At 67.4% G+C, this 23,888-nt stretch carries 23 protein-coding genes, 1 tRNA gene and 1 other RNA gene; 8 read left to right on the plus strand and 17 right to left on the minus strand.

The window, feature by feature from the left end:
* Positions 1-150: 150 nt before the first annotated feature.
* Together lon and GRI40_RS04235 are read right to left on the minus strand one after the other, a co-directional pair.
* On the minus strand, positions 151-2,541 hold the full coding sequence (lon, locus tag GRI40_RS04230) for an endopeptidase La (protein ID WP_160610190.1): 2,391 nt from the start codon (positions 2,539-2,541) through the stop codon (positions 151-153).
* Complete coding sequence (locus tag GRI40_RS04235) at positions 2,538-2,852, minus strand: Csu type fimbrial protein (protein ID WP_160610191.1); 315 nt, start codon at positions 2,850-2,852, stop codon at positions 2,538-2,540. Before GRI40_RS04235 ends, lon begins: the two co-directional genes overlap by 4 nt.
* A gap of 170 nt (positions 2,853-3,022) precedes the next feature.
* On the opposite strand from GRI40_RS04235, the gene GRI40_RS04240 reads away from it, so the two are divergent.
* The gene (locus GRI40_RS04240; RefSeq protein WP_160610192.1) at positions 3,023-3,868 is read left to right on the plus strand and encodes a hypothetical protein; all 846 of its coding nucleotides are present in this window, start codon (positions 3,023-3,025) and stop codon (positions 3,866-3,868) included.
* A gap of 10 nt (positions 3,869-3,878) precedes the next feature.
* Here the strand turns inward: GRI40_RS04240 and GRI40_RS04245 are convergent, their stop codons facing one another.
* From GRI40_RS04245 to ffs, 3 genes are all read right to left on the minus strand, one after another.
* On the minus strand, positions 3,879-4,220 hold the full coding sequence (locus GRI40_RS04245) for a YbaB/EbfC family nucleoid-associated protein (RefSeq protein ID WP_160610193.1): 342 nt from the start codon (positions 4,218-4,220) through the stop codon (positions 3,879-3,881).
* Positions 4,217-6,079: a DNA polymerase III subunit gamma/tau gene (locus GRI40_RS04250; protein ID WP_160610194.1), complete on the minus strand. Its 1,863-nt coding sequence runs from the start codon at positions 6,077-6,079 to the stop codon at positions 4,217-4,219. The genes GRI40_RS04245 and GRI40_RS04250 overlap by 4 nt, the downstream gene beginning before the upstream one ends.
* Positions 6,080-6,120: 41 nt before the next feature.
* Positions 6,121-6,215, minus strand: an RNA gene (ffs, locus tag GRI40_RS04255) — signal recognition particle sRNA small type.
* A gap of 84 nt (positions 6,216-6,299) precedes the next feature.
* Here ffs and GRI40_RS04260 point away from each other — a divergent pair.
* Positions 6,300-6,536 carry a plasmid stabilization protein gene (locus GRI40_RS04260; protein ID WP_160610195.1) on the plus strand — a complete coding sequence of 79 codons (237 nt, stop codon included), beginning with the start codon at positions 6,300-6,302 and terminating at the stop codon, positions 6,534-6,536.
* Positions 6,537-6,542: 6 nt separating this feature from the next.
* On the opposite strand, the gene GRI40_RS04265 is transcribed toward GRI40_RS04260, so the two are convergent.
* Genes GRI40_RS04265 through GRI40_RS04275 form a run of 3 tightly spaced genes read right to left on the minus strand, consistent with a single transcriptional unit; the run spans position 6,543 to position 10,328 of the window.
* On the minus strand, positions 6,543-6,821 hold the full coding sequence (locus GRI40_RS04265) for an ETC complex I subunit (RefSeq protein ID WP_160610196.1): 279 nt from the start codon (positions 6,819-6,821) through the stop codon (positions 6,543-6,545).
* Positions 6,822-6,838: 17 nt separating this feature from the next.
* On the minus strand, positions 6,839-9,268 hold the full coding sequence (hrpB, locus tag GRI40_RS04270) for an ATP-dependent helicase HrpB (protein ID WP_160610197.1): 2,430 nt from the start codon (positions 9,266-9,268) through the stop codon (positions 6,839-6,841).
* 40 nt (positions 9,269-9,308) lie between these two features.
* Positions 9,309-10,328: a polyprenyl synthetase family protein gene (locus tag GRI40_RS04275; protein ID WP_160610198.1), complete on the minus strand. Its 1,020-nt coding sequence runs from the start codon at positions 10,326-10,328 to the stop codon at positions 9,309-9,311.
* A 68-nt stretch (positions 10,329-10,396) separates the two neighbouring features.
* On the opposite strand from GRI40_RS04275, the gene GRI40_RS04280 reads away from it, so the two are divergent.
* Entirely contained in the window at positions 10,397-10,687 is a 291-nt protein-coding gene (locus GRI40_RS04280; protein ID WP_160610199.1) for a chorismate mutase, read from the plus strand.
* Positions 10,688-10,691: 4 nt separating this feature from the next.
* Here the strand turns inward: GRI40_RS04280 and GRI40_RS04285 are convergent, their stop codons facing one another.
* The 4 genes from GRI40_RS04285 to GRI40_RS04300 all read right to left on the minus strand — a co-directional run bounded on the left by GRI40_RS04285 (position 10,692) and on the right by GRI40_RS04300 (position 13,981).
* On the minus strand, positions 10,692-12,107 hold the full coding sequence (locus tag GRI40_RS04285; RefSeq protein ID WP_160611394.1) for a sensor histidine kinase: 1,416 nt from the start codon (positions 12,105-12,107) through the stop codon (positions 10,692-10,694).
* A 7-nt stretch (positions 12,108-12,114) separates the two neighbouring features.
* The gene (locus GRI40_RS04290; protein WP_160610200.1) at positions 12,115-12,795 is read right to left on the minus strand and encodes a response regulator transcription factor; all 681 of its coding nucleotides are present in this window, start codon (positions 12,793-12,795) and stop codon (positions 12,115-12,117) included.
* Between the two features lie 101 nt (positions 12,796-12,896).
* Positions 12,897-13,190, minus strand: a complete 294-nt coding sequence (locus tag GRI40_RS04295) for a PepSY domain-containing protein (protein WP_160610201.1) — start codon at positions 13,188-13,190, stop codon at positions 12,897-12,899.
* 62 nt (positions 13,191-13,252) lie between these two features.
* Entirely contained in the window at positions 13,253-13,981 is a 729-nt protein-coding gene (locus GRI40_RS04300; RefSeq protein WP_160610202.1) for an SIMPL domain-containing protein, read from the minus strand.
* A 119-nt stretch (positions 13,982-14,100) separates the two neighbouring features.
* Between GRI40_RS04300 and GRI40_RS04305 the strand changes: the two genes are divergently transcribed.
* Both GRI40_RS04305 and GRI40_RS04310 read left to right on the plus strand, forming a co-directional pair.
* Positions 14,101-15,909 carry an ABC-F family ATP-binding cassette domain-containing protein gene (locus GRI40_RS04305; protein ID WP_160610203.1) on the plus strand — a complete coding sequence of 603 codons (1,809 nt, stop codon included), beginning with the start codon at positions 14,101-14,103 and terminating at the stop codon, positions 15,907-15,909.
* 45 nt (positions 15,910-15,954) lie between these two features.
* Positions 15,955-16,641: a CDP-alcohol phosphatidyltransferase family protein gene (locus tag GRI40_RS04310; RefSeq protein WP_160610204.1), complete on the plus strand. Its 687-nt coding sequence runs from the start codon at positions 15,955-15,957 to the stop codon at positions 16,639-16,641.
* Here the strand turns inward: GRI40_RS04310 and GRI40_RS04315 are convergent.
* On the minus strand, positions 16,634-17,107 hold the full coding sequence (locus GRI40_RS04315; RefSeq protein WP_160610205.1) for a DUF6456 domain-containing protein: 474 nt from the start codon (positions 17,105-17,107) through the stop codon (positions 16,634-16,636). The two genes, GRI40_RS04310 and GRI40_RS04315, sit on opposite strands and share 8 nt — an antisense overlap.
* Positions 17,108-17,191: 84 nt before the next feature.
* Here GRI40_RS04315 and GRI40_RS04320 point away from each other — a divergent pair, with 84 nt between their 5' ends.
* Together GRI40_RS04320 and GRI40_RS04325 are read left to right on the plus strand one after the other, a co-directional pair.
* On the plus strand, positions 17,192-17,764 hold the full coding sequence (locus tag GRI40_RS04320; protein ID WP_160610206.1) for a helix-turn-helix domain-containing protein: 573 nt from the start codon (positions 17,192-17,194) through the stop codon (positions 17,762-17,764).
* Positions 17,765-17,769: 5 nt separating this feature from the next.
* Positions 17,770-18,951, plus strand: a complete 1,182-nt coding sequence (locus tag GRI40_RS04325) for a glycosyltransferase (protein WP_160610207.1) — start codon at positions 17,770-17,772, stop codon at positions 18,949-18,951.
* 3 nt (positions 18,952-18,954) lie between these two features.
* On the opposite strand, the gene secF is transcribed toward GRI40_RS04325, so the two are convergent.
* From secF to yajC, 3 genes are read right to left on the minus strand one after another with little or no spacing between them, the layout of a single operon-like run.
* The gene (secF, locus tag GRI40_RS04330) at positions 18,955-19,932 is read right to left on the minus strand and encodes a protein translocase subunit SecF (protein WP_160610208.1); all 978 of its coding nucleotides are present in this window, start codon (positions 19,930-19,932) and stop codon (positions 18,955-18,957) included.
* 15 nt (positions 19,933-19,947) lie between these two features.
* Complete coding sequence (gene secD / locus GRI40_RS04335; protein ID WP_160610209.1) at positions 19,948-21,546, minus strand: protein translocase subunit SecD; 1,599 nt, start codon at positions 21,544-21,546, stop codon at positions 19,948-19,950.
* Between the two features lie 50 nt (positions 21,547-21,596).
* A complete protein-coding gene (gene yajC / locus GRI40_RS04340) occupies positions 21,597-21,917 on the minus strand; it encodes a preprotein translocase subunit YajC (protein WP_160610210.1) in 321 nt (106 codons plus the stop codon).
* Between the two features lie 192 nt (positions 21,918-22,109).
* Here yajC and GRI40_RS04345 point away from each other — a divergent pair.
* Positions 22,110-22,186, plus strand: a tRNA-Pro gene (locus GRI40_RS04345).
* A 97-nt stretch (positions 22,187-22,283) separates the two neighbouring features.
* Here GRI40_RS04345 and cysS read toward each other — a convergent pair.
* Positions 22,284-23,831 carry a cysteine--tRNA ligase gene (gene cysS / locus GRI40_RS04350; RefSeq protein ID WP_160610211.1) on the minus strand — a complete coding sequence of 516 codons (1,548 nt, stop codon included), beginning with the start codon at positions 23,829-23,831 and terminating at the stop codon, positions 22,284-22,286.
* Positions 23,832-23,888: the final 57 nt, after the last annotated feature.

Consider the following 23,888-nt stretch of genomic DNA (forward strand, 5'->3'; position numbering starts at 1 on the left):
GGCGCCGCCAAAGGCCGGGAGTTTGAGAGCGTTTTGGCTATCAAGTCAAAGCGAAATCGGGCTTGTCACACGGGAACGCGCGCCGGTGCGCGGAAATGAGACACACGGGCGACGAGGCGATCGCGCGGCAGGGATCGCCCGGCCGCATGGTCAATGCGCGCGCGCGCCCTCGCCATGTTGGGGCGGCAGGGGTTGGCTGGCGAGATCGTCCGCTTCGCTCCACTCGATGGCACTGAGCGGTGCGACCAGTGCATGTTCCAGCACCTGGTCTACATGGCTGACCGGCACGATCTGCAACCCGTCGCGAATGGTCTGGGGAATTTCCACCAGGTCCTTCACGTTCTCTTCCGGGATCAGCACCGTCTTGATGCCGCCCCGCAGCGCGGCGAGCAGCTTTTCCTTGAGGCCGCCGATTGCCAGCACGCGGCCGCGGAGGGTGACTTCCCCGGTCATCGCCACGTCGGGACGCACCGCGACGCCGGTGAGCGTCGACACGATCGAGGTGACCATGCCCACGCCCGCGCTCGGCCCGTCCTTGGGCACGGCCCCTTCGGGCAGGTGGATGTGGATGTTCTTGCGCTGGAACAGCCGCGGGTTGATACCGTATGCCGGCGCCCGCGCCTTCACGAAGCTGAAGGCCGCCGCCACGCTCTCGTTCATCACGTCGCCCAGCTTGCCCGTGGTCTTGGCCTCACCCTTGCCGGGCGTGGTGACGCTTTCGATGGTGAGCAGTTCGCCGCCGACTTCGGTCCAGGCAAGCCCGGTCACCGCGCCCACTTGCGCTTCGTCCTCGCTTACCCCGTGCTTGAACTTGCGCACGCCCGCGAAGTCGCCGAGGTTTTCCGGCGTGATGGTCACGCTGGTATCCTTGTTCTCGAGGATCCGCCGCAGGGACTTGCGCGCAAGCCGCGCGATCTCGCGCTCCAGCGTGCGGACGCCGGCCTCCCGCGTGTAATAGCGGATGAGGTCGCGCAGCGCGTCTTCGGTGACGACGAATTCGCCGTCCTTCAGGCCATGCGCCTCCACCTGCTTGGCGACCAGATGGCGCTGCGCGATCTCGACCTTCTCGTCCTCGGTGTAGCCTTCCAGGCGGATGATCTCCATCCGGTCCAGCAGCGGCTGCGGCAGGTTCAGGCTGTTCGCGGTGGTCACGAACATGATGTCGCTGAGGTCGAGATCGAGCTCGAGATAGTGATCCTGGAACTTGTTGTTCTGTTCCGGGTCCAGCACTTCGAGCAGGGCCGAAGCGGGGTCCCCGCGAAAATCCTGGCCGAGCTTGTCGATCTCGTCGAGCAGGAACAGGGGGTTGCTGGTCCCGGCCTTTTTCAGGTTGGAAACGATCTTGCCCGGCAGCGAACCGATATAGGTCCGCCGGTGGCCGCGGATCTCCGCCTCGTCGCGTACGCCGCCCAGCGACTGGCGCACGAATTCACGCCCGGTCGCCTTGGCGATCGACTTGCCGAGCGACGTCTTGCCCACGCCCGGCGGGCCGACGAGGCACAGGATCGGGCCCTTCAGCTTGTTGGTGCGCGCCTGCACCGCCAAGTATTCGACGATCCGGTCCTTCACCTTTTCAAGGGCGTAGTGGTCCTGGTCCAGCACCGCCTGCGCTTCGGCGATATTCTTCTTCACCTTCGACTTCTTGCCCCAGGGCAGGCCCAGGAGGACGTCGAGGTAATTGCGGATGACGGTGGCTTCCGCACTCATCGGCTGCATGGTTTTGAGCTTCTTCAACTCGCCTTCGGCCTTGGCGCGGGCTTCCTTGCTGAGCTTCAGCTTGGCGATCTTCTCGGTGAGTTCGGCGATCTCGTCGCCATCCTCGCCGTCGCCGCCGCCCAGCTCGTTCTGGATCGCCTTCAGCTGTTCGTTGAGATAATATTCGCGCTGGGTCTTTTCCATCTGGCGCTTCACGCGGCCGCGGATCCTGCGTTCCACCTGCAGGACCGACAGCTCGCCGTCCATGATCGCCATGATACGTTCGAGGCGCTTCAACGGATCGCGCTCGCCCAGCAGCGCCTGCTTCTCGCCCACTTTCGCGGTGATGGCAGCGGCAATCGTGTCGGCAAGCTCGCCCGCGTCGTCGATCTCGCCGAGATCGTTGCCCGCGCCTTCGCCGAGCTTCTTGTTCAGCTTCGCATATTCGCCGAATTGTTCGACCACGTGGCGCATCGTCGCGACGACTTCGCTGCCGGAGGCCGTGTCGGGCGCGCGCGTTTCCACGTCGGCCACCAGGAAGCCGCCTTCCGCCCGCATGCTCTTCAGTTCCCCGCGCTGGCCGCCTTCGACAAGCAGGCGCACGGTTCCATCGGGCATTTTCAGCAGTTGCAGGACCTGCGCCACAACGCCGGTTTGGTACAGGTCTTCCTGCACCGGGTCTTCGCACGCGGGATCGAGCTGGGCGACCAGGAACACGTCCTTGTCGCCGCCCATCGCCGATTCCAGCGCCGCGACCGACTTCTCGCGGCCGACGAAGATGGAGACGACCTGGCCCGGGAAGACCACGATGTCGCGCAAGGGGAGAAGGGGGAAAATCTGATTCATTTCACGTATCCGTCCATTGCCGGCGGATATGGGAGTTGGCGCCGGGTGGCGCAACAGGGGCGCGTGGCCTTCTCGATCAGAACGTGACGGTCACGGTCAGGGTGTCGCGATATTCGCCGGGTTCGATCGCCGGTCTGTGCATGGCTGGGAAAGCCCGCGCGCCACACGAACGGCATCGGCCGCGCGGTGACATGACACGTCGGCTCAACAGTCAGCGAGACCGCGATCGTCCCGCTTGTGGTGCCGGCCTGGGCAGGGGCGGTGATCGCCAGCGCGATGATCCCGGGAACGCTGCGGTGAAGGCGCATCACGATTGTCCACTCCGTTCGTTGCCCCCGCGATGGATCGCAGGATAATCGTAACGGATTCCGCGGTCGGCCTCGGTAACCATACTTATACACATCCGTGCCGCTGCGGCACGCGGGCGCCTAATGTCGATTTCCTTCAAGCCAAGCCCAACCGGTTGTCATATGCCACCGCGATGACGCAGGAGGTTGACCGCCTTGCGAGTTTCGTGGTGCGCGCGGAAGATCTCGCCGCGCTCAATCATCTGCGCACAGGCCATCCCCGCCCCCGGCGCCTTACCTGGATCAATCGCGGGACCGACCAGGAGCTTCGCCCCACCACGGTGCAGATGCTGCTGCGGACGCTCTTTCGCGGCGGTGCCTCGCCCAGCGTGTCGAAGCTGCACCGGGAGGCGGGCCTGCGGCTCACGTTCGACGAGGCCGCCGCGCGGGACGAATTCGCCCGCTGTTTTTCCCAGGCGTTCGCGGTCGAGAAATGCAAGCGGCGGCAGGAGGTCACGGCGATCTTCGAAAGGCCCGAAGCGGCCGAGCGCGCCTTCCGGCAGCTGACCGCATCCGGCGTGAGCGCCCGGGCAATCTCCCTGCTGTGGCGCGCTGGCCAGTACCTGGAATCGAACCCCGACGAACCGCGCGGCCATTCGCGGCTGAGCGTCGCGGCGGCGAGCGCGGGCGGCGGGCTGGCCGGCGCGATCTTCGGCGTGACGCTGCTGACCATACCCGGCGTGGGCCTGATCGCAGCCGGCGGCGCAATCGCGGCGCAGGCGGCCGCGGTCATGGGCGCCTTCGGCGGTGCCATGGGGGCGACCGGGGGCGCGTTTGCGCGAATGCTGACGGACCTCGACGTGGAGGACCGGGCGGTCGATTATTACGAGGCAGCCGTCACCCGCGGCAAGGTGTTCGTGTCCGTCGATCCCGCGGCGAGTCACGTGGACATCGCCACCGTGCACCAGTTACTGGAACAGGCCGGCGGCCGCTTCGCCGAGGGCGAACGGCGGTCGCGGCCACGCGGCGCCGCCGCGTAAAGACCGCTGCCTAGCCGAGGCCGGGAATATTGAAGCCCGGCGGCAGGCCCATGCCCGACTGGATTTTCTGCATCTCGTCGTTCGCGACTCGGTCGGCTTTCCCCCGCGCGTCGTTGAACGCGGCGGTGATGAGGTCTTCCAGCATCTGCTTGTCATCGGGCACGATCAGGCTGTCGTCGATCGACACGCCAAGGATCCGCCCCTTGGCGGTGCAGCGGATCTTGACGAGCCCGCCGCCGGCGACGCCTTCCACCTCCAGCGCATCGAGCTTCGCCTGGGCATCGCCCATCTGCTGCTGGATCGTTTCGGCCGCCTTTTGCGCGGCGGCGAGCATTTCTTCCATCGATTTCATGCGCGTCTGCTCCATGGTGGTGCGCCGGCGTCGTCCTCTTCGGACAGCATCACGGCGTCGGGAAAAGCGGCGAGTGTCGCCTCGACCAGCGGGTGGGCTCGCAGGCGCTCTTCGGCGGCGGCCTGCTCGGCCTGCTCGATTTCATACAGCGAAGGGGCGCCGCCTGTCTCGACCCGCTCGACCTGCCAGCGTTCGCCCGTCAGTTCGAACAGGCCTTGCCGGATATCCGACGCGAGATCGTCGCCGAAGCCGGGCGCCTGCTCGTAAGTAAGCGTTCCGTGCGCCACGGACACGGGGCGCACCTGCATCCGCAAACGGGACGCGAGGTGAAGCTGGCCGGATTGCTGCTCCAGATCGCGCACAAGGTCCGCCCATTCGATGGCGCGCGCTGCCGGCGCTGGGGCATCGGCACCGGCCACCGAAGGTGCGGGGTTGGCGGCGGCACGCGCTGCCATGTCCTCCAGCGTCTTCGCCAGCGTGCCGGGATCCGGCAGGTCCGCGGCGTGCAGTGTCCGCAGCAAGGCCATCTGCGCCGCGACCAGCGGGTCCGGCGCGCTGCGCACTTCGTCGTACCCTTTGAGCAGCAACTGCCACAGCCGATGCAGCTGCCCGGGCGAAAGCTGTCCGGTCCAGCCATCGATCACCGCACGCTCCTCCGCCGTCGGCGCGTCGGCGCCGCTGCCGCCGACTTGCGCAACGGTGATGCGATTGGTGAGCTCCAGCAGCGTGCGCATCAGGGCGAGCGGCTCGACACCCAGCGCGTACTGATCGTCGAGCGCGGCCAGGAGACCCTTGGCGTCCCCTTCCAGAAGACAGGCGAACAGGCGCCGCTGCGCGCCCTTGTCCGCAAGGCCGAGCATGTCGCGCACGCGGCTGGCGGTCACCTGCGGCGCCTGTTCCGGCCCGTCCAGATCCAGATCGGCATGGGCGATTGCCTGGTCGAGGATCGACAGGCCATCGCGCACCGACCCTTCGGCCGCGGCGGCGATCAGGTGCAGCGCCTCGTCCTCGGCGCCCACGCCCTCCTGCCGGCACACGCTGGCGAAATGCTGCTGGAGCATCTCGGGCGAGATGCGCCGCAAGTCGAAGCGTTGGGTGCGGCTGAGGACCGTCACGGGCAGCTTGTCCACCTCGGTCGTGGCGAACAGGAACTTCACATGGGCGGGCGGCTCTTCCAGCGTCTTCAGAAGCCCGTTGAAGGCAGGCGTCGACAGCATGTGCACTTCGTCGATGATGTAGATCTTGTAGCGCGCCGACACCGCGGCATAGCGCACCGCTTCGATGATCTCGCGAATGTCGTTGATCCCGGTATGGCTGGCGGCGTCCATCTCGATCACGTCGATATGGCGCCCCTCAGCGATCGCGCGGCAGGGTTCGCACGTGCCGCACGGGTCGATCGTCGGGCCGCCCTGCCCGTCCGGTCCGATGCAGTTGAGCGCCTTGGCGATCAGCCGCGCGGTGGACGTCTTGCCCACCCCGCGCACCCCGGTCATCAGGAACGCATGGGCCAGCCGGTCGCGCTTGATCGCATTGGCCAGCGTGCGAACCATGGGTTCCTGCCCGATCAGCTCGCTGAAGGTCTGCGGGCGGTACTTCCGGGCCAGCACGCGATAGGGCTGGCTGGCCTCGGGCCGGGATGGGCGCGCTGCCTCGGCCGGCTCGGGCGACGATGGCGCAAGCGCGGGCGCTGCCGGATCGGCCGGTGCCGGTGCAGGCCCAGGCGCGGGTGCCAAATCGCCGAACATCGAATTCTGCCCGGCGGCTTCCAGCTCGGCAGCCGTCGGCCGCGCATCGGCAGCGTCGCCTTCGGCCGGTTTTTCGGGAGGGGTATCGCCGAACATGTCCCCGGAATCGCTCATGCGCGGAAACTAGGGGCTGGGGGGCGGAATGTCATGGAAAGAAAGGAGGAGCCGGCCGACCCGCCGCAACCCGTTGTGGCTGCTTCCTTCCGGACCTGACCAGGTTGGCGGACGCAAGCGTCCGACCGACTCCCGGCCGCGCATATGGCGAACAGCAGTCCCGAATGCAACCGGCTGCGACGCCGTGCGTTTGCCGGTGGATGGCGCAAGGAGAGCGAACATGCCCCAGGGCGACAAGGACGCATATACCGACAAGCAGAAGCGCAAGGCGGAACATATCGAGGAAAGCTACGAAAAACGCGGCGTCTCCAGTTCCGAAGCCGAGCGGCGCGCCTGGGCGACGGTGAACAAGCAGGACGGCGGCGGCAAGCAATCCGGTTCGGGCCGACGCGATTCGGACCGTTCCGCCGCCGCCAGGAAAGGTTGGGAAACGCGCCGCCGCAACGGCAACGCCTGAGCCGCCCTAGCGGAAGTTGTCCGCGTAGGCCTGCAATTTCAGCCGTTTGGGCGGCGTTGCGTGGATGCGGGCCGTGATGCCGTGCCGGGCGGCGTAATCCTGTGCTTCGGCGCACGTCGCGAATTTCAGCACGACTTGCGCCTGCGTGTCGCCGCTGCCGGTCCACCCCATCAGCGGATCGGGCACGCGCGCCTCCGTCTGCTCGAATTCCAGGATCCACTGGTCGGTGAGCGCCTTGCCGGACTGCATGGCGTTCTTCGGGCGTTGATAGATGCGTGCGGCCATAATGCCCCTGCCCTAATTCAGCTTGGCGCACGTTGGAAGGCGTTCTTCGTCTTGAGGCTGGGCTTTTCGGTCCACGGCGCGTCGGGCCAGCGGTGCCGGGGATACCGGCCCTTCATGTCGCGCTGCACATCCTTCCAGCTTCCCCGCCAGAACCCGGACAAGTCGCGCGTGGACTGCAGCGGCCGGCCGGCCGGGCTGGTCAGCTTTAGCAGGAGCGGCGTGGCGCCGATCATCGGATGGGCATCCAGCCCGAACAGCGCCTGCACGCGGACCTCCACGCTGGGGGCATCATCACCGGCGTAATCGATCGCGTGGCGCGTGCCGGCGGGGCTGACGAATTCGCGCGGGGCCAGGGTGTCGAGGCGCTGGCGCTGATGCCAGTCAAGCAGGCCGAGAATCGCGTCCGCCACCCTGCTCCCCGGCACATCGAGATCGCGGCGACCGTCCAGGAGAGGCCGGAGCCAGAGCGCCGTCGATGCGCGCAGCGACTCTTCGCAGAGCGCTTCGATCCCCGCGAACCGCGCCCGGGCGAGGAGTGCTTGCGGCACGATCGTCGACAGGTTTTCCAGTGCCTTGTCCACAAGCAGCGCACTCACCGCGTCTGGGTCGGGCGCAGGGTCGGGGCCGCTGGCGAGCGTGATCGCGCCGATCCGCCGCTCCAGCCGCGCCTCGATCCGGTTGCCCGTCCAGTTGAGCACGCTGCGCCGTTCGATCCGGTCGGCGAGCCAGCGTTCCACCTCCGCGGTGTCTAGCGGCAGCGCGGCGGTGATGCGTGCGCCCTTGGCGGCTCCTTGCGCGTCGCCGATTGCCAGCCATTCCGCCCGCGCCAGAGGGCTGGCGGGGTCGAGCAGGTAGCCGCGCCCGCCAGCCGAGAGCCAGTGTTCACCCGAGGCATCCCGCCGCCGCGCCAAGTTGTCGGGAAGGCCGGCGAGCAGCAGGACAGCGGGCGGCACAGCGGCACGGGCGCCTGGTTCTCGCTCGGCCAGCCGTTCGGCTTTCCGCGCCCATCCTGCCGCCAGCTTGCGGCTTGCCTCAGCGCGGGGGGAGCGGTCGGCAGACCAGCGCTGCAGGCGGTGCGCTATATCCTCGCCCCGCCCGCCCAGGCCGCGTTCCTGCAGCAGCAGGCCGATGCGCGCCGCGATCTCCGACGCGCCCAGTTCCGCCCCGCGCAGCACCATCGCAGCGTGCGCCGGACCCAGTGGCAGGGCAGCGAGCGCCCGGCCCCGGTCCGCGATCCGCCCTTCGCCGTCAAGCGCGCCGAGCCCTGCCAGACGGGATCGTGCGGCGGCCAGCGCGGCGGCGGGCGGCGGATCGAGCCAGGCCAGTGCAGCCGGATCGCCCGCGCCCCACTGCGCCAGCGCCAGGACCAGCGGCGCGAGGTCGGCGGTGAGCATTTCCGGTGGGTCGAACGGCGGGCGGCCGGGGTGCGCGGCTTCCTCCCACAGACGATAGGCGACGCCGGGCCCCTGACGCGCGGCGCGCCCAGCCCGCTGCGCCGCGGCCGCCTGGCTGGCGCGCCCGGTGACGAGATGCGTGGTCCCGGCCGCCTTGTCGAATTCCGCCCGGCGGGCGCGGCCGCTGTCCACCACCACCGACACGCCATCGAGCGTCAGGGAGGTTTCCGCGATGGCCGTCGCCAGCACGATTCGTCGCCGCCCGGCCGGATCGCGGCGGATCGCGGCACGCTGTCCCGCCGGCTCCACCTGCCCGTGCAGCGGCAGCACCAGCGCATCCGGCAACCGTTCGGCCAGCCGCTCGCGCACGCGCTCGATCTCGCCCACGCCCGGCAGGAAGCCGAGCACGTTGCCCGCCTGTTCGCGCCAGGCGGTGACGATTGCCGCGGCCATCGCATCTTCGAACCGCTTGTCAGCATCTGCGCCCAACCACCTGATTTCAAGTGGAAACGCCGCACCCGCGCTTTCGATGACGGGAGCGTCCGCACCCAGCAGCCGGGCAAACCGCGCCCCGTCGATGGTCGCGGACATGACCAGCAGACGCAGGTCCTCGCGCAGCACCCCTTGCGCCTCCAGCGCCAGCGCCAGGCCGAGGTCGCCATCGAGGTGCCGCTCGTGCGCCTCGTCGAACAGGATGGCCGACACCCCGGCAAGTTCCGGATCGTCGAGCAGCTGGTTGACCAGGATCGCCTCCGTCACCACCAGCACGCGGGTGCGGGCCGACTGGCGGCTGTCCATCCGGGTCAGGTAGCCGACCGTTTCACCCGGCTTCTCGCCCAGCAGCTCCGCCATGCGTTCGGCAGCCGCGCGCGCGGCGACCCGGCGGGGCGAGGTGACGATGATCTGGCCGGTGCACCACGGTTCGGCTAGGAGCGCCGGCGCGACCACGGTGGTCTTGCCCGCACCCGGCGGCGCGATCAGAACCGCGCCCGTCGCCGCGCGCAGGGCGGCGCGAAGATCGGGCAGCACGGCATGGATGGGAAGGTCGCTCATCGGGCGCGGGCCCGGTGCAGCAGGGCTCCGACCGGAGGGATCAATACCCGCGCGCGACGGCGAAACGCGCGGCTTCCTCCATCGCCTGGCGCGCCGCGCTGTCGGGGAAGATCGCCAGCGCATCGGCGGCACGCGCGGCGAAGTGGCGCGCCCGGTCCCGCGTGGCGTCGAGCGCGCCGTGATGCGCGATCAGGCGGGTTGCTTCCGCAAGTGCGTCGTCACCGGCGAGATGGCCGGAGATAGCCGCCTGCCAGAACTTGCGCTCGCTCTCGCTGCCGCGGGCGTAGGCGAGGATCACCGGCAAGGTCATCTTGCCTTCGCGGAAGTCGTCGCCCCGCGCCTTGCCCATCGTGCTCGCATCCGAATCGTAGTCGATCGCGTCGTCGACCAGCTGGAAGGCGATGCCGAGGTTGCGGCCGTAATCGTCGAGCGCCTGCTCCCGCCGCTCGTCGCATTCCGCCACGACCGCGGAAATCCGGCTGGCCGCAGCGAACAGGGCGGCGGTCTTGGCGCCGATGATCGAAAGATAGCGTTCCTCGCTCGTCTCGATCTGGCGCTGGGCGGTGAGCTGGTCGACCTCCCCTTCCGCGATCACGGCGCTGGCGTTGGAGAGGATCTTCAGAACCTTGAGGCTGCCGTCCTCCACCATCAGCTCGAACGCGCGGCTGAACAGGAAGTCACCCACGAGCACGGTCGCCGGGTTGCCGAACACGATGTTCGCCGCCGCCTTGCCGCGGCGCAAGTCGCTACCGTCCACCACGTCGTCATGCAGCAAGGTCGCCGTGTGGATGAACTCGACCGCGGCGGCCAGCTTGTGATGGCGCGTGCCGTTGTACCCGACGACTTCCGCGCCCGCGAGGGTCAGCATCGGCCGCAACCGCTTGCCGCCGCCCGAAATGAGATGGCCGGCGAGCGCGGGGATCAGCGGAATCTTCGACTGCATGCGGTCGAGGATCACCGCGTTCACCGCGTTCATGCCGGGGGCGGTCAGCTCCAGCATCGGGTCGAGCGAAGGCACGGGCGCGCCGGGGCGCTTCAGCGGAACGATCTCGGCGCTCATGCCGGGCATTTGGGCGGCAAGCGGGAGCTTGGCAAGCGGCGAATCGCCGCTATCGTGTCGCGCCGCGCATGACCGAAACCACCGATCCCGTCCTCGCCGCCTATCGCAAGAGCATCGACAACTTCGATGCCGCGCTGATCCACATCCTTGCCGAACGGTTCCGGATCACGCAGGCGGTGGGCGCCTACAAGGCGGACGCGCACCTGCCGCCGGCAGACCCGGCGCGCGAGACCGAACAGATCGCCCGCCTTCGCGCGCTGGCAGAAGACGCGCAGCTCGATCCCGAATTCAGCGAGAAGTTCATCCGCTTCGTGATCGACGAAGTCATCCGCCACCACGAACGCGCGCGCGACGGCTGACAGATCAGCCCGGGCGCCCCCCGCCCGGCCGCGGCAGTATCAGGCGGACCATCAGGCCGCCCAGATCGTCGCTTTCGCCCAGCGTGACACCGCCGCCATAGATTTCCGCCACGTCGCGCACGATGGCGAGGCCAAGGCCGGTGCCGGGCTTTCCCGTGTCGAGCCGCGCGCCGCGGTCGAAGATGCGGATGCGCTCCGTCTCCGGAATGCCGGCCCCGTCATCCTCCACCCAGATCACGCAGTTGCGCGCGTCAGGCTCCGCATCCACGGTCACGAACACGCTGCCGCCGCCGTATTTGGCCGCGTTTTCGATGAGGTTGCCGAGGATTTCGTCGAGGTCCTGCCGCTCGATGGCGACGATCGCGTCGCGGTTGCCGTCGAGATCGAAGCGCACTTCGGGATAGAGCCGCTCCACCGCCCGGCGCACCGCCTCCGCGCTTTCGCAAACGGGCGTCTGGGCATGGCCCACCGCGCGCCGCCCCACGGCGCGGGCGCGCGCAAGGTGATGGTCCACGTGCCGCCGCATGGTGCCGGCCTCGCGGATCACCGTTTCAGACAGGTCCTCTGCCCGCGCGGTGGCGGCGTTGTTGATCACGGTGAGCGGGGTCTTCAGCGCGTGGGCCAGGTTGCCGGCGTGGGTGCGCGCCTCTTCCGCCTGGCGTTCCGAATGGGCGAGCAAGCCGTTGAGCTCCTCCACCAGCGGTTGCACTTCCAGCGGCAGGGGGTCGGTCACGCGGTTGGCGCCGCCGGCGCGCATGTGCTGGATGGCCAGTCGCACGCGGCGCAGCGGGCCCAGGCCGTACCACGTCTGCAACATGGCCATCGCGAACAGGCCGAGGCCAAGGACCGCGAAGCTCCACCCCAGGATCCAGCGGATGCGGGCGATCTGCTCGTCCAGCTGAACGCGGGCCGATGCCACCACGAACGTCCAGCGGCTGTCGCTGTAAGGCAGCGTCACCGACCGTTCGACGACGCGCAGCGGTTCCTCCGGAAACTGTTCGCTGTTGTAGAAGTGCGCCTGCGAATCGAGATGGTTCCCCTGGACGCGCAAGGTCTTGTCCCACAGCGATCGTGACGGATACCCTTCCCGCCCGGGCGCGCTGATCTGGAAATAGAGCCCGCTGTTGGGTTCCAGGAAGCGCGGTTCGCCGATGGTGCGGTTGAAATAGATTTCGCCGTCCGGCCCGATCTCGGCGGAAACCAGCATCGCGTTCAGAAGATATTCGAGCTGTTCGTCGAAGCTGTTCTCGATCTGCTTCGTCAGCGTGCGATCGAGCGCGAACCCTCCGGCCAGCAGCAGGATTGCGATCCACCCGAAGGCGATCACCATCATCCGGCGCGACAGGCTGCCGGTGTGCGGCGAGCCTTTTGCTTCCGCGCTCACCGGATCGGCCTGCGCTCCGGCGGGACCAGACGCCATCGCGGCGTCAGTTGGCGCGGGGCTGTTCGTCGGGATCGTCGAGGCTGTAACCGAGGCCACGGATGGTCGTTATGACATCTGCACCCAGCTTCTTGCGAATGCGGGTGACGAAAACCTCGATCGTGTTGGAATCACGGTCGAAATCCTGATCGTAGATATGTTCGATCAGTTCGGTGCGGCTGACGACCTTGCCCTTGTGGTGCATCAGGTAGCTCAGCAGCTTGTATTCCTGTGCGGTCAGCTTCACCGGCTCCCCCGACAGGGTGACGCGGCCCGAACGGGTGTCGAGGCGGACGGGGCCCGCGGTCAGCTCGCTCGAGGTGTTGCCGCTCGCCCGGCGGATCAGGGCGCGCAGGCGGGCAATCAGCTCCTCCGTCTGGAACGGCTTTGCAAGGTAATCGTCGGCGCCGGCATCGAGCCCGGCGACCTTGTCGGACCAGCTGTCGCGCGCGGTCAGCACAAGCACCGGGAACTTGCGCCCCTCCTTGCGCCACATGCCGAGCACGGTGAGGCCATCGATCTCCGGCAGCCCGAGATCGAGGATCACGGCATCGTATTCCTCGGTCGAGCCCATGAAGTGCCCATCTTCGCCATCGGTGGCGAGATCGACGGCATAGCCGGTCTGCTCCAGCGTGGATTTGAGCTGCTTGCCGAGGGTCGGCTCGTCCTCGACGATCAGTAGGCGCATGGGCGAGTGGTCCCTGTTGAGTTGTCGCGCAGGATGTGGGCGCAACAGGTCAACGCGTCAACCGAGCCAGCGGTTTCCGCAGGGCTCGGGGACGCCCGCGATCAGCGCGATACGTTCAGCACCCGGCCGGTGCGCGCGTCGACGTCGACATAGGTCACCCGCCCTTCGCGGATGAACTTCAGGCGATAGGCCATGGCGGTCGCATCGTAGGCGGGGCCGAGGTATTCGCTGCCGCGCATCTGCGGCAGGATCCGCCCTTCGATCTCGCGCAACGGCAGCACGTTGCCAGCCCGCATTTCCTTGCGCGCGGCGCCCTGTTCGTTGCGCTGGGCGAGCGCCGGCGCACCCGGAATGACGAGCGCGGCGGCGATGAGCGAGGCGACGATGGCTTTCATGAGGAAAGAGTGCCTAGCCGCCCCGCATTGAACAACCCGTGAATGCCGGCGCGCCGCGCCGTTCAGCGTGTCATTTCGAACGTGACCGCGACATTGACCGTCGTTCCCACCAGGCCAGGCTCCACCGGGGTGGCCTTGGCATCCATCTGCGATGCCACCATCGCGCGCTCGTAGGGCATGGGCCGCACGGGGCTGACGTTCTCGCTGATCGAAAGCAGGCGCACGCCAGTGTAGCCCGCCCAGCGCGCGTATTCGGTGGCCTGGGCCTGGGCCCGGTCGAACGCGGCCTTGCGGGCCTGCGCGCGCGGCGCGCTGTCATCGTCGATCGAGAAACTGGGGCCGCCGATGTCGGTTGCCCCGGCGGCGACCAGCGCGTCGAGGACCGGGCCGGTCCGCTTCACATCGCGCAGGGTCACGCTGACGCGGTTCGATGCCTGGTATCCGCGGAACACCTGCCGCTGCGCCGTCTGGTCATAATCGTACTGCGCGCCAAGGTTGATGCCGGTGGTCTGCACATCGTCGGCCGCGATGCCAAGCGCCCGTATCCGCTGGACGACCTTGTCCATCGCCTGCGCGTTGGCACGCATCGCCTCCACCGCGGTGGGGGCCTGCGTCGTCACACCCGCGCTCACTTCGGCGATATCGGGCCGCGCCTTCACCGTTTCCGTCACCGAGAGTTCGACCAGCGGGCCCTGCGACGTCACCTGCACCTCCGCGCCCGAAGCGGCGGCGGGAACGGCGACAGCGGCAGAAGCGGCGGCGGCGGCGATGGCGAGTGACTGACGGTTCATGCGGAATGTGCTCCTCGTTATGACTGCGCCTGGGATTGCCGGGTCGGCGCTTACGCACCGGTGAACATCCGCCGTTCGCGGTTGTTCCGCCAGCGCCGCGCCGCTATCGGCCGCGCCCTATGGCGCAACCTCCGATCTTGAGCTGGGAAGGGCTCGGCCTGCAACAGGGCGGCCGCTGGCTGTTCCAGGACCTCGACCTGCATATCGGACCGCGCGACCGGATCGCGCTGATCGGCCGCAACGGCGCGGGCAAGACCACGCTGTTCCGCCTGATCGACGGGCAGATCGAGGCGGATCGCGGCGTCCGCAAGGTCAAGCCCGGCACGCGTATCGTGCTGCTGGAGCAGGAGCCGGACCTCACCGGCCACGCCACCTTGCTGGACTGGGCGCTGGCGGGCGGCCATGCGCCGGCGCGGCACGAGGTGGAGGCGATCGCCGGGCAGCTTGGCATCGACATGGAAACGGCCACGGCCGGTGCCAGCGGCGGGGAACGGAGACGGGCGGCGATCGCCCGCGCCCTGGCGCAGGACCCTGACCTGCTGCTGATGGACGAGCCGACCAACCACCTTGACCTCGCGGCGATCGACTGGCTGGAAGACTGGCTGAAGCGCTTCACCGGCGCATTCGTCGTCATCAGCCACGACCGCACGTTCCTGAAGCGCCTGACCAGCGCGACCCTGTGGCTCGACCGCGGATCGATGCGCCGCAAGGACGTCGGCTTCGGCGGGTACGAGGCCTGGGAGGAACAGGTCTATGCCGAAGAGGCCCGCAACGCCGAACGGATGGACGCCAAGCTGAAGATCGAGGCGCACTGGCTGGAACGCGGCGTGACCGCCCGCCGCAAGCGCAACCAGGGCCGGCTGGAAAAACTCCACCAGATGCGCGCGGCCCGCGCCGCGATGATCAACCCGGCCGGCACCGCCAAACTGCAGCTTGCAAACGAAGGAGAATTCAAGAGCAAGTCGGTCATCGTTGCCGAGAATATCAGCAAGTCTTTCGGCGACCGGCGCATCATAAGAGAATTCTCTTTGCGCATTCAGCGGGGCGACCGGATCGGCGTGGTCGGCTCAAACGGGGCGGGCAAGACAACGCTTTTGCGGCTGCTCACAGGGACGCTCGCTCCGGACAGCGGCACGGTCACCATTTCGCAGAAATTGACCGGGATCGTGATCGACCAGCAACGCAGCCTGATGGCGCCGGAGAAAACCGTGCGGGAGGTGCTGGCCGAAGGCGGGGACTGGATCGACGTCGGCGACGCCCGCAAGCACGTGCAGGGTTACCTCAAGGAATTCCTGTTCGATCCCGCCATCGTCGATGCCAAGGTCGGTACCCTTTCCGGCGGAGAGCGCAGCCGCCTGCTGCTGGCGCGCGAATTTGCCCGGCGTTCGAACCTGCTGGTGCTGGACGAACCGACCAACGACCTTGATCTCGAAACGCTGGACCTGCTGCAGGAAGTGATCGCGGATTATGACGGCACGGTGCTGATCGTCAGCCACGATCGCGACTTCCTCGACCGCACGGTCACGGTCACCCTGGGCCTCGACGGCAGCGGACGGGTGGACGTGGTTGCGGGCGGGTACGAAGATTGGGCGGCACGGCGCAAGGCGGCGGCCGGCAATGCGGCAAAGGCCGGTTCCGCCAAGATGGTGGGCGACCGCTCCGCGCCCGCCCCGCCCACCCCACCCGCTCCTTCGCGGGCGCCGCGACTGACCTACAAGGACCAGCGCGATCTCGAATTGCTTCCCGCCCGGATAGAGGAACTCGACAGGGCAATCGCCAAGGGCGAAGACATCCTGGCCGACCCCGACCTCTATGCCCGCGATCCGGCGCGCTTCGCCAGCGTGATGAAAGGGATCGAAACCGCCCGGGCGGAACGCGATGCGGCCGAGGAACGCTGGCTCGTCCTGGCTGAACAGGCGGAGGGCTGACCGGAATTCGCTTGCGGACCCGCGTCGCAAGCGCAATGCAGCCGCATGACAGTCCCGTTACAGACCCCGCGGCGTATCCAGCGCAATGTGCTGGCAGTCGGCGAGAAGCGCCTGCTCGCGTGGCTGTGCGCGCGGCTTCCGGCCAGCGTCACGCCTGACGGGCTGACGGCGCTGGCGATGCTGGCAGCCCTCGCCATCGGTGCCGGATACGCCCTCAGCACCCTGCATCCGGCCTGGCTGATCCTGGCAGTCGCGGGTTACCCGATCCACTGGTTCGGCGATTCGCTCGACGGAACGATCGCGCGCTATCGCCACATCGAGCGGCCGCGTTTCGGGTATTTCATCGACCACAGTTGCGACGGGTTCGCCGCGCTGCTGATCCTGGGTGGCCTGGGGATCAGTCCCTATCTCCAGGTGGAGATCGCGCTGTTCGCCGTGGTGGCCTATCTGCTGCTGGCCGTGCACACGTTCTTGCTGGCGAAAGTGGCCGGCGAGTTTCCCCTGTCCCACATGGGCGCCGGACCGACCGAACTGCGGCTGATCCTGATCGCGCTGACGGTGACGATGGGCGTGCTCGGCCCCGACTTTGGCCGCATTGCCGGGTTCAACCTGTTCGATATCGTGTTCGGCGCGCTCGCGACGTTGCTGATCGGTATTTTCATAGTGCAGACTGTGCGGGTGGGACGCAGCTTGGCCGCGAGCGATCGGGCCGACCGCACCGGCCTCAGGTAATCCGGTAGAAATCGGCGACGCGCGCAAGCGCAAGGCGGAGCACCAGCTTGCCGCTGCGCGCCGGCCATTCCATCGCGCGTTCCGCGTGAGGCAGCGTCTCTCCGGCGCAGACCACCCGCCAGAGGATATCGGCCAGGCCTGCTCCAGCCGCGGCGAGGGCGCCATCGAACCGCTGCTTGGCGGCAAGCTGCCGCTCGCCAGGGGTCAGGCCGGTATCCCCCGTCGTGCGAACCCGCACAGGCTCCCACAGCATTGTCACGCGCGGCGCAAGGTTTGCCCGTTCATAGTCGGCGCGCAGCCGTTCGCCGGCAGCGAACAGGCGGTCGCACAGATGCCCGCGGGCATGAAGCCATGCGACCGGCGATTCGGCGAGATTGACGGTGACTGTGCGCCGCTTCGCCCGGGCCGGTCCCGACCGCACGGGGCCTTCGACGGTGAGTTCGCGTTCGGCGAGTTCGCGTTTCAATGGTGCTCTCCTGGCTGACGGATGCGCTTGCCAAAACGGAACGCATGTAGGAAAGCGGAAAACCGATCTGGTTAGGAGAATGCGGTGATCAACCGTATCCGCGACATCCGCCGAAGCAAGGGCATGACATTGGCGGACCTCGCCGGGGCTTGCTCCCCGCCGACCACGGCACAAACCATCGGCCGGCTCGAAACCGGCATGCGCAACCTCTCGCTTCGCTGGATGGACCGGATTGCCGCCGCGCTGGGCGTCGATCCCGAAACGCTCGTCCGGTCGGAGTCGAATGCGCCGGCCCAGGTTGTCGCGACTCTCGCAGCCGATGGGCCGCACCCTCTTCCCTCACCCCGAGATGCAATTGTGCCCACCGAACTGGGCGGAGACGGCATACGCGTCGTGCTGTCGGTGGAAGCCAGCGCGGGCGAATACCGTGCCGGAGACCAGCTCTGGTTGCGGCAAATCGCGCCGGAGGATGCGGCAAGGGCGGTGAACCGCGACGTGCTGGTGCCGCGAAAGGGCGGCCGCTTCGCGTTCGGCCGGCTGATCGACCGGCGGGCCGGCAAGGTTGGCGTGCTGCCGGTGGGCGCCGGGCAGAAGCAGCAGGTGATCGACGATCCGGCCTGGATCGCCGTTGCCGAAATGCTTGTGCGGCGCCTGTGACGGCGATGCGCCGCGTTCTCTCGATCTCCACTCTCTATCCCAATCCCGCCGCGCCGCGCTTCGGCGCGTTTGTCGCCCGCAGCATGGAGGCGCTCGCCGCGCTGGGCGACTGGCATGTGACCGTGGTCAACCCGATCGGCCTCCCCCCGATGGCACTCGGCCGATATCGCGCGCTGAAGGCTGCCACGGTTGATGCGGTGGAGCGCAAGGTGGAGGTCTATCGCCCCCCCTTCCGACTCATCCCGACCTTCGGCGCACGGAACAATCCGGCCCGCATCGCGCGCGCCATATTGCCGCTCGTCCGCCGCCTGCATGGCGAGGCGCCGTTCGATCTGGTCGACGCCCAGTTCTTCTATCCCGATGGCCCCGCCGCCGCGGAAGTCGCGAAAGCCCTGGGACTCCCGCTTTCGATCAAGGCGCGCGGATCGGACATTCACTATTGGGGCGGGAAGCCATGGGCTCTCGCGCAGATGCTGGCCGCAGCAGAGCAGGCAACCGGCCTGCTCGCCGTTTCGCAAGCGCTCGCCCGCGACATGAGCGATCTGGGGTTCCCCGGGCACAGGATCACCGTGCACCGCACCGGGCTCGACCGCGACCGCTTCCGCCCCCTGCATCACCCGCAACTTCGCCGCCGGCTTGGCCGTGAACTCGGGATCGAACTACCGGCTTCGGCACCTGTGCTCGTTTCGGTGGGGGCCCTGATCCCGATCAAGGGGCAGGATCTGGTGATCGACGCGCTGGAGGGGCTTCCCCCCGACACTGTCCTGCTGCTGGTCGGCCATGGCCCCGAAGAATCACGGCTTCGCACACAGGCGCGCGCGCGCGGGGCGGCGGACCGCGTGCATTTCCTCGGCAATGTCGATCATGACCTGCTGCCGCTCATCCTGTCCGCGGCGGATGCGATGGTGCTGCCTTCCGCGCGCGAAGGGCTCGCCAATGCGTGGGTGGAGGCGCTGGCATGCGGCACCCCCCTGGTGATCTGCGACACTGGCGGCGCACGGGAAGTGGTCGTCTCGCACGAAGCCGGGCGGATCGTCGCCCGGTATCCGCACGCGATCGCGGCGGGCGTGCGGGAACTGCTTGCCGACCCGCCGCGGCCAGAGGCGGTCGCTGCACTGGCGGACGGGTTCAGCTGGCAGGCCAACGCCGCGGCGCTGGCTGCGCATTACACCCGCCTCGCCGGCTGAACGTCAGCCTTCGCCGCGGGCGATCCGCTCGGCCTGGTTCGGGCCTTCATCGGACGGCACGAAGCTGTCGGACTTGACCCCGAACCAGATCAGCAACGGCGCCGCCATGTAGGTGGAGCTGTAGGTGCCCACGAAGATACCCATGGTGATTGCCGCCGTCAGGCCGAACAGGCTGCTCGGCCCCAGGAACAGCAGCGGAATGAGCGCGATCAGCAGCGTGAGCGAAGTCATCACGGTGCGCGCCAGTGTTTCGTTCACCGAGAGGTTCAGAAGCTCCGGCAGCGGCATACGCCGATACTTTTTCATGTTTTCACGGATACGGTCGTAGATCACGATCGTGTCGTTCAGCGAATAGCCGATGATCGTCAGGATCGCCGCAACGATGTTGAGGTCGAATTCCATCTGGGTGAGCGCGAACAGGCCCATCGTCAGCGAAACGTCGTGAATGAGCGCGAATAGCGCGCCTACACCAAACTGCCATTCGAACCGCACCCAGATGTAGATCGAGATCCCGAGCATGGCGAGGGCAAGGGACAGAAGCCCCGTCTGGAAAAGTTCGCCCGACACCTTGCCGGACACCGAGTCGACCCCGTCGATCCGCGCCTCCGGATGGGCTGCCTGGATCGCCTTCGTGATCCGGTTCGCCATTGTGTTGGCCAGATCGGGTTGCTCTTCGGACCCTTCGGGCAGCTTCATGCGGATCGACGCTTCGTTGGGCGCGCCGAACCGCTGGATGATCGGTTCTCCGTAGCCCAGCTCCTGGATCTCGTCGCGCATGGAGGCGACCGGTGCTTCCGGCTGGCCCACGAAGGTGACTCGGATCATCTGGCCGCCGACGAAGTCGACACCCAGGTTCAGACCCTTGGTTGCCACCAGTCCCCAGCTCGCAATGATCAGGAAAATGCTGACCACGTAGAAAGGCACGCGCCATTTCAGGAAATTGATGTTGGTATTGTCGGGGACGAGCTTCAGGAGTTTCATCGGTTTCGTCCCTGGTCAGACGTGCAGGTCGGTCGGCCGGGCGCGGCGCAGCCAGCCGGCGACCCACATGCGGGTGATGGTGACGGCAGTGAACACCGAAGTGACCACGCCGATGACAAGCACGACGGCGAAGCCCTTCACCGGGCCCTGACCGAACAGGAACAGCAGCACCGCTGCGATGACATTGGTGATGTTGGCATCGAAGATCGCGCGGCTGGCTTCCTTGTAGCCCATTTCCACCGACTGCACGACCTTGCGCCCGCGTCGACGTTCCTCGCGGATGCGTTCGTTGATCAGCACGTTGGCGTCCACCGCGGCACCGATCGTCAGCACGAATCCGGCGATACCCGGGAGAGTAAGCGTGGTGTTCATCATTGCCATGATCCCGAGGATCATCAGCACGTTGAGCACCAGCGCGACGTCGGCATAAAAACCGAATCGCCCGTAGGTCACGAGCATGATCAGCAGCACCAGCCCGGTGCCGATACCCATCGCGACCATACCGGCCCGGATCGAATCCGCGCCGAGATCGGGCCCGACGGTGCGCTCCTCGATCACCTTCAGGTCCACCGGTAGCGCGCCCGATCGAAGCGCGATGGCGAGCTGGTTGGCGCTTTCCGCCGTGAAGCTGCCGGAAATCTGCGCCGTGCCGCCGCGGATCGGCTCGTTGATGTTGGGCGCGCTCAGGACCTTGTTGTCGAGGATGATCGCGAATGGCCGATTCACGTTCTCCGTCGTCAGCCGGGCGAACTTCGCCGCGCCCTGCTGGTCGAACTGGATCGTGACGACGTTCTCGTTCGTCTCCGGGTTTACCGTCGCCTGGGCGTTGACCAGGCTGTCGCCCTTGATCCCGCCAAGACGGCGAACGGCGATATTCTGGCCGGTGCCGGGCGCCCCTTCGACGTACGGGAATATCTCGCTGCCCGCCGGCGCGATGCCTGCCTGGACGTCGCTGGGCAAGGCGTTCTGGTCCACCAGCTTGAATTCCAGCTTGGCGGTCTGCCCGATCAGTGCCTTCAGCGCTTCGGGATCCTGCTGCCCGGGCGCCTGGACCACGATGCGCGTGTCGCCCTGCCGGATGATCGTCGGCTCCAGAGTGCCGATGGCGTTGATGCGCCGATCGATCACGTCTTTCGCGCTGTCCATCGCCTGGTTGAGCGCGGCATCGATACCTTCCTTGGTCGGCACCAGGACGAAACGCGTTTCGTCCACCACCGACAAGGTCCATTCGCGCCGCAGCCCGTTACCATTGACGAGCGGCAGAAGGAGCTCGCGCGCCCGATCGACATCGCTGGCGCTGTCGACCATGAAGCTGAGCCGTCCGCCCTGGGTCGAAACGTCGCCGATGCGGATGGCCGGGTCGGCCTGCCGCATGGCGGTGCGAACCGATTCTTCCATGGTTTCCAGGCGCTGCGTCGCGACCTGCCGGCCGTCGGCCTCCAGCAGGATGTGGCTGCCGCCGGCAAGGTCCAGACCGAGGTTGATCGAGGGATCGGGCAGGCTTTGCGGCCAGCGCGCCCCGGCCAGCGAGACGACCGAAGGGAGGGCGGCAAGAGAGGTGAGGAGGATCAGGCCCCAGAGCCAAATCTTCTTCCAGCGCGGGAAATCAAGCATCGATGAGAAGCGTCCCTAGAGAGTCGCGGGAAGGCAGAAAAAGCGAAGAATCAATCGTTCGCTGCGGTGCCGGCAGGCGGGATAACGTCGCCGATGGTTTGCTTGACCGCCTTCACCTTGACGCCTTGTCCCAGTTCCAGATCGACGTAGTGTTCGTCCACCTTGAGCACTTTGCCGACCAGGCCACCGGCGGTGACCACCTGGTCGCCCCGCTTCAGACCGCCGATCTTCTCGCGGTGGGCCTTCTGCTGGCGCATCTGCGGGCGGATGAGCAGGAACCAGAAGATCGCGATCATGCCGACAATCGGCAGCCAGCTTATCCAGGCCGGGGGCGCGGCCGCCGTCGTCGTGGCGGCGAGAATGTCGAGCATCGTAGTCTGATCCGTTCGATCGAAATGGCGCGCCGGAGATGTGGGTGGGCCCCTCATGTCCGACAATGGCCGCGCGCCTAGCAGCATCCCCGCGCAAGGGCAATCGACCGGCCAAGGTCGCGTATATTCGCGGGCAAACGGCAGCTTGCCATGCCGATGCGCCCAACCTATAGGCGCGCGCTCCACTGGTCTCGGGACGTAGCGCAGCCTGGTAGCGCATCACACTGGGGGTGTGGGGGTCGGAGGTTCGAATCCTCTCGTCCCGACCAGTGGCAAACAGCAGCTTGAGCCAAGCTCCAATGCGAAGCGCCCGTGCGTATTCGCTCCACGCGTTCCCCGGTAATCCGACCTGCCGAGCGCCCCGCCTCAACCGAGCGCCCACTCCCAACCGAGCGCGTCGCCGTCCATGACCTCGACCCCGGCCGCGGCCAGTTCGTCGCGGATGGCGTCGGATGCGGCGAAGTCCTGCCGGGCGCGGGCATCCTTGCGGCGGGCAAGCATGTCCTCGACCGCGGCCTCATCGATCGCCGCATCGCGCGGTCTGATCCGCAGTTCCTCGCGCGCGAGAATGGTCAGGCCGAGCGGAAACAGCATGCTCATCGCCAGCAGCGCTCTCTCGTCCGCCGGGACTTTCTTCGCGGCAAGCGTTTCTTCGAACACGGTCAGAGCCATGGGCGTGTTGAGATCGTCCGACAGGGCCGTGTCGAACCGGTCCGCCAGTTCGCGCAGCTTCGGGTTCGTCAGCGCCGCCGCGATCATATCGTGCCGGGCCGGCGGCGGGGGCGGCAGAGGGGGCGGCGCGGGCTCGCGACTACCCGGCGCGGCCACCGGGGCGGCGTAGCTTTCGCTGTAGATTTCCGACTGGCGCAGGATCGCCAGGTTGATGCGCTTCAGCCGGGTGAGCGCCGCGGCTAGGCCATCCCAGCTGAATTCCAGTTCGCTGCGGTAATGCGCCTGGAGGCACATCATGCGGTAAGCGAGCGGGTGGTAGCCCCGATCGATCAGCAGTTGCAGCCGCAGGAACTCGCCCGCCGACTTGCTCATCTTCCCGCCGGCGCCGTCCTTTCGGCGCTCTACCAGGAAGTTGTTGTGCATCCAGATCCGCGCGCCCGAGTTGGCCGCGTCGTCCAGCCCACCGGTGCAGCAATGCGCCTGGTTCTGCGCGATCTCGTTAGGGTGGTGAATCTCGCGGTGGTCGATGCCGCCGGTGTGAATGTCGAACGGGAAGCCGAGGACTTCCCCGCTCATCACGCTGCATTCCAGGTGCCAGCCCGGCGCGCCCCGCCCCCACGGCGAATCCCATTCCATCTGGCGCGTCTCGCCCGGCGGGGTCTTGCGCCAGATGGCGAAATCGGCGGCGTTCCGCTTGCCGGCGACCGCTTCGATCCGGCCTTCCCCTTCGTCCGTGTGGGCGCGGGCGAGGCGACCGTAATCGGCCACGGTGGAGACGTCGAAGTAAAGCCCGCTGTCGAGTTCGTAGCAGTGCCTGTCCGCGATCCCCTTCGCAAAATCGATCATGTGGGGCACGTAGTCGGTGGCGACCGTCCACTGCGCCGGTTCGCGGATGTTGAGCGCGCGCACGTCGGCCTGGAAGGCCTGGGTGTAATGGCGTGCGATGTCCCAGATCGACCGGGTGCCGGCCGCGGCCGCCTTCTCCAGCTTGTCCTCCCCCGCGTCGGCATCGTCGGTGAGATGGCCCACGTCGGTGATGTTGATCACGTGGGTGAGCGTGTATCCCTTGTACGCCAGCACCCGCCCCAGCACGTCGGCGAACACATAAGCGCGCATGTTGCCGATGTGGGGATAGTTGTAGACCGTCGGGCCGCAGGTATAGACCCGCGCTTCTCCGGCGTGGACGGGCGCGAATGGTTCGATGCTGCGGGTCAGCGAGTTGAACAGCGTGAGATCGGTCATCGCGGGCGGCCTACATCCCACCGTCATTCCAGCGCAAGCCGGGATCGCCGGACGAAG

Source organism: Tsuneonella aeria, from assembly GCF_009827495.1.
Lineage (GTDB): Bacteria > Pseudomonadota > Alphaproteobacteria > Sphingomonadales > Sphingomonadaceae > Tsuneonella > Tsuneonella aeria.

What these genes read in the sequence shown, in the direction of transcription:
- yajC (WP_160610210.1), bottom strand. Translation starts at nt 21,917, where the DNA reads ATGCTCGACATTCTCGCCGCCACGACGACGGCGGCCGCGCCCCCGGCC.
- lon (WP_160610190.1), bottom strand. Translation starts at nt 2,541, where the DNA reads ATGAATCAGATTTTCCCCCTTCTCCCCTTGCGCGACATCGTGGTCTTC.
- GRI40_RS04285 (WP_160611394.1), bottom strand. Translation starts at nt 12,107, where the DNA reads ATGGCGTCTGGTCCCGCCGGAGCGCAGGCCGATCCGGTGAGCGCGGAA.
- GRI40_RS04290 (WP_160610200.1), bottom strand. Translation starts at nt 12,795, where the DNA reads ATGCGCCTACTGATCGTCGAGGACGAGCCGACCCTCGGCAAGCAGCTC.
- secF (WP_160610208.1), bottom strand. Translation starts at nt 19,932, where the DNA reads ATGAAACTCCTGAAGCTCGTCCCCGACAATACCAACATCAATTTCCTG.
- GRI40_RS04310 (WP_160610204.1), top strand. Translation starts at nt 15,955, where the DNA reads ATGACAGTCCCGTTACAGACCCCGCGGCGTATCCAGCGCAATGTGCTG.
- GRI40_RS04305 (WP_160610203.1), top strand. Translation starts at nt 14,101, where the DNA reads ATGGCGCAACCTCCGATCTTGAGCTGGGAAGGGCTCGGCCTGCAACAG.
- GRI40_RS04325 (WP_160610207.1), top strand. Translation starts at nt 17,770, where the DNA reads ATGCGCCGCGTTCTCTCGATCTCCACTCTCTATCCCAATCCCGCCGCG.
- GRI40_RS04240 (WP_160610192.1), top strand. Translation starts at nt 3,023, where the DNA reads ATGACGCAGGAGGTTGACCGCCTTGCGAGTTTCGTGGTGCGCGCGGAA.
- GRI40_RS04295 (WP_160610201.1), bottom strand. Translation starts at nt 13,190, where the DNA reads ATGAAAGCCATCGTCGCCTCGCTCATCGCCGCCGCGCTCGTCATTCCG.
- GRI40_RS04280 (WP_160610199.1), top strand. Translation starts at nt 10,397, where the DNA reads ATGACCGAAACCACCGATCCCGTCCTCGCCGCCTATCGCAAGAGCATC.
- GRI40_RS04265 (WP_160610196.1), bottom strand. Translation starts at nt 6,821, where the DNA reads ATGGCCGCACGCATCTATCAACGCCCGAAGAACGCCATGCAGTCCGGC.
- secD (WP_160610209.1), bottom strand. Translation starts at nt 21,546, where the DNA reads ATGCTTGATTTCCCGCGCTGGAAGAAGATTTGGCTCTGGGGCCTGATC.
- GRI40_RS04300 (WP_160610202.1), bottom strand. Translation starts at nt 13,981, where the DNA reads ATGAACCGTCAGTCACTCGCCATCGCCGCCGCCGCCGCTTCTGCCGCT.
- cysS (WP_160610211.1), bottom strand. Translation starts at nt 23,831, where the DNA reads ATGACCGATCTCACGCTGTTCAACTCGCTGACCCGCAGCATCGAACCA.
- GRI40_RS04250 (WP_160610194.1), bottom strand. Translation starts at nt 6,079, where the DNA reads ATGAGCGATTCCGGGGACATGTTCGGCGATACCCCTCCCGAAAAACCG.
- GRI40_RS04260 (WP_160610195.1), top strand. Translation starts at nt 6,300, where the DNA reads ATGCCCCAGGGCGACAAGGACGCATATACCGACAAGCAGAAGCGCAAG.
- GRI40_RS04245 (WP_160610193.1), bottom strand. Translation starts at nt 4,220, where the DNA reads ATGAAATCGATGGAAGAAATGCTCGCCGCCGCGCAAAAGGCGGCCGAA.
- hrpB (WP_160610197.1), bottom strand. Translation starts at nt 9,268, where the DNA reads ATGAGCGACCTTCCCATCCATGCCGTGCTGCCCGATCTTCGCGCCGCC.
- GRI40_RS04275 (WP_160610198.1), bottom strand. Translation starts at nt 10,328, where the DNA reads ATGAGCGCCGAGATCGTTCCGCTGAAGCGCCCCGGCGCGCCCGTGCCT.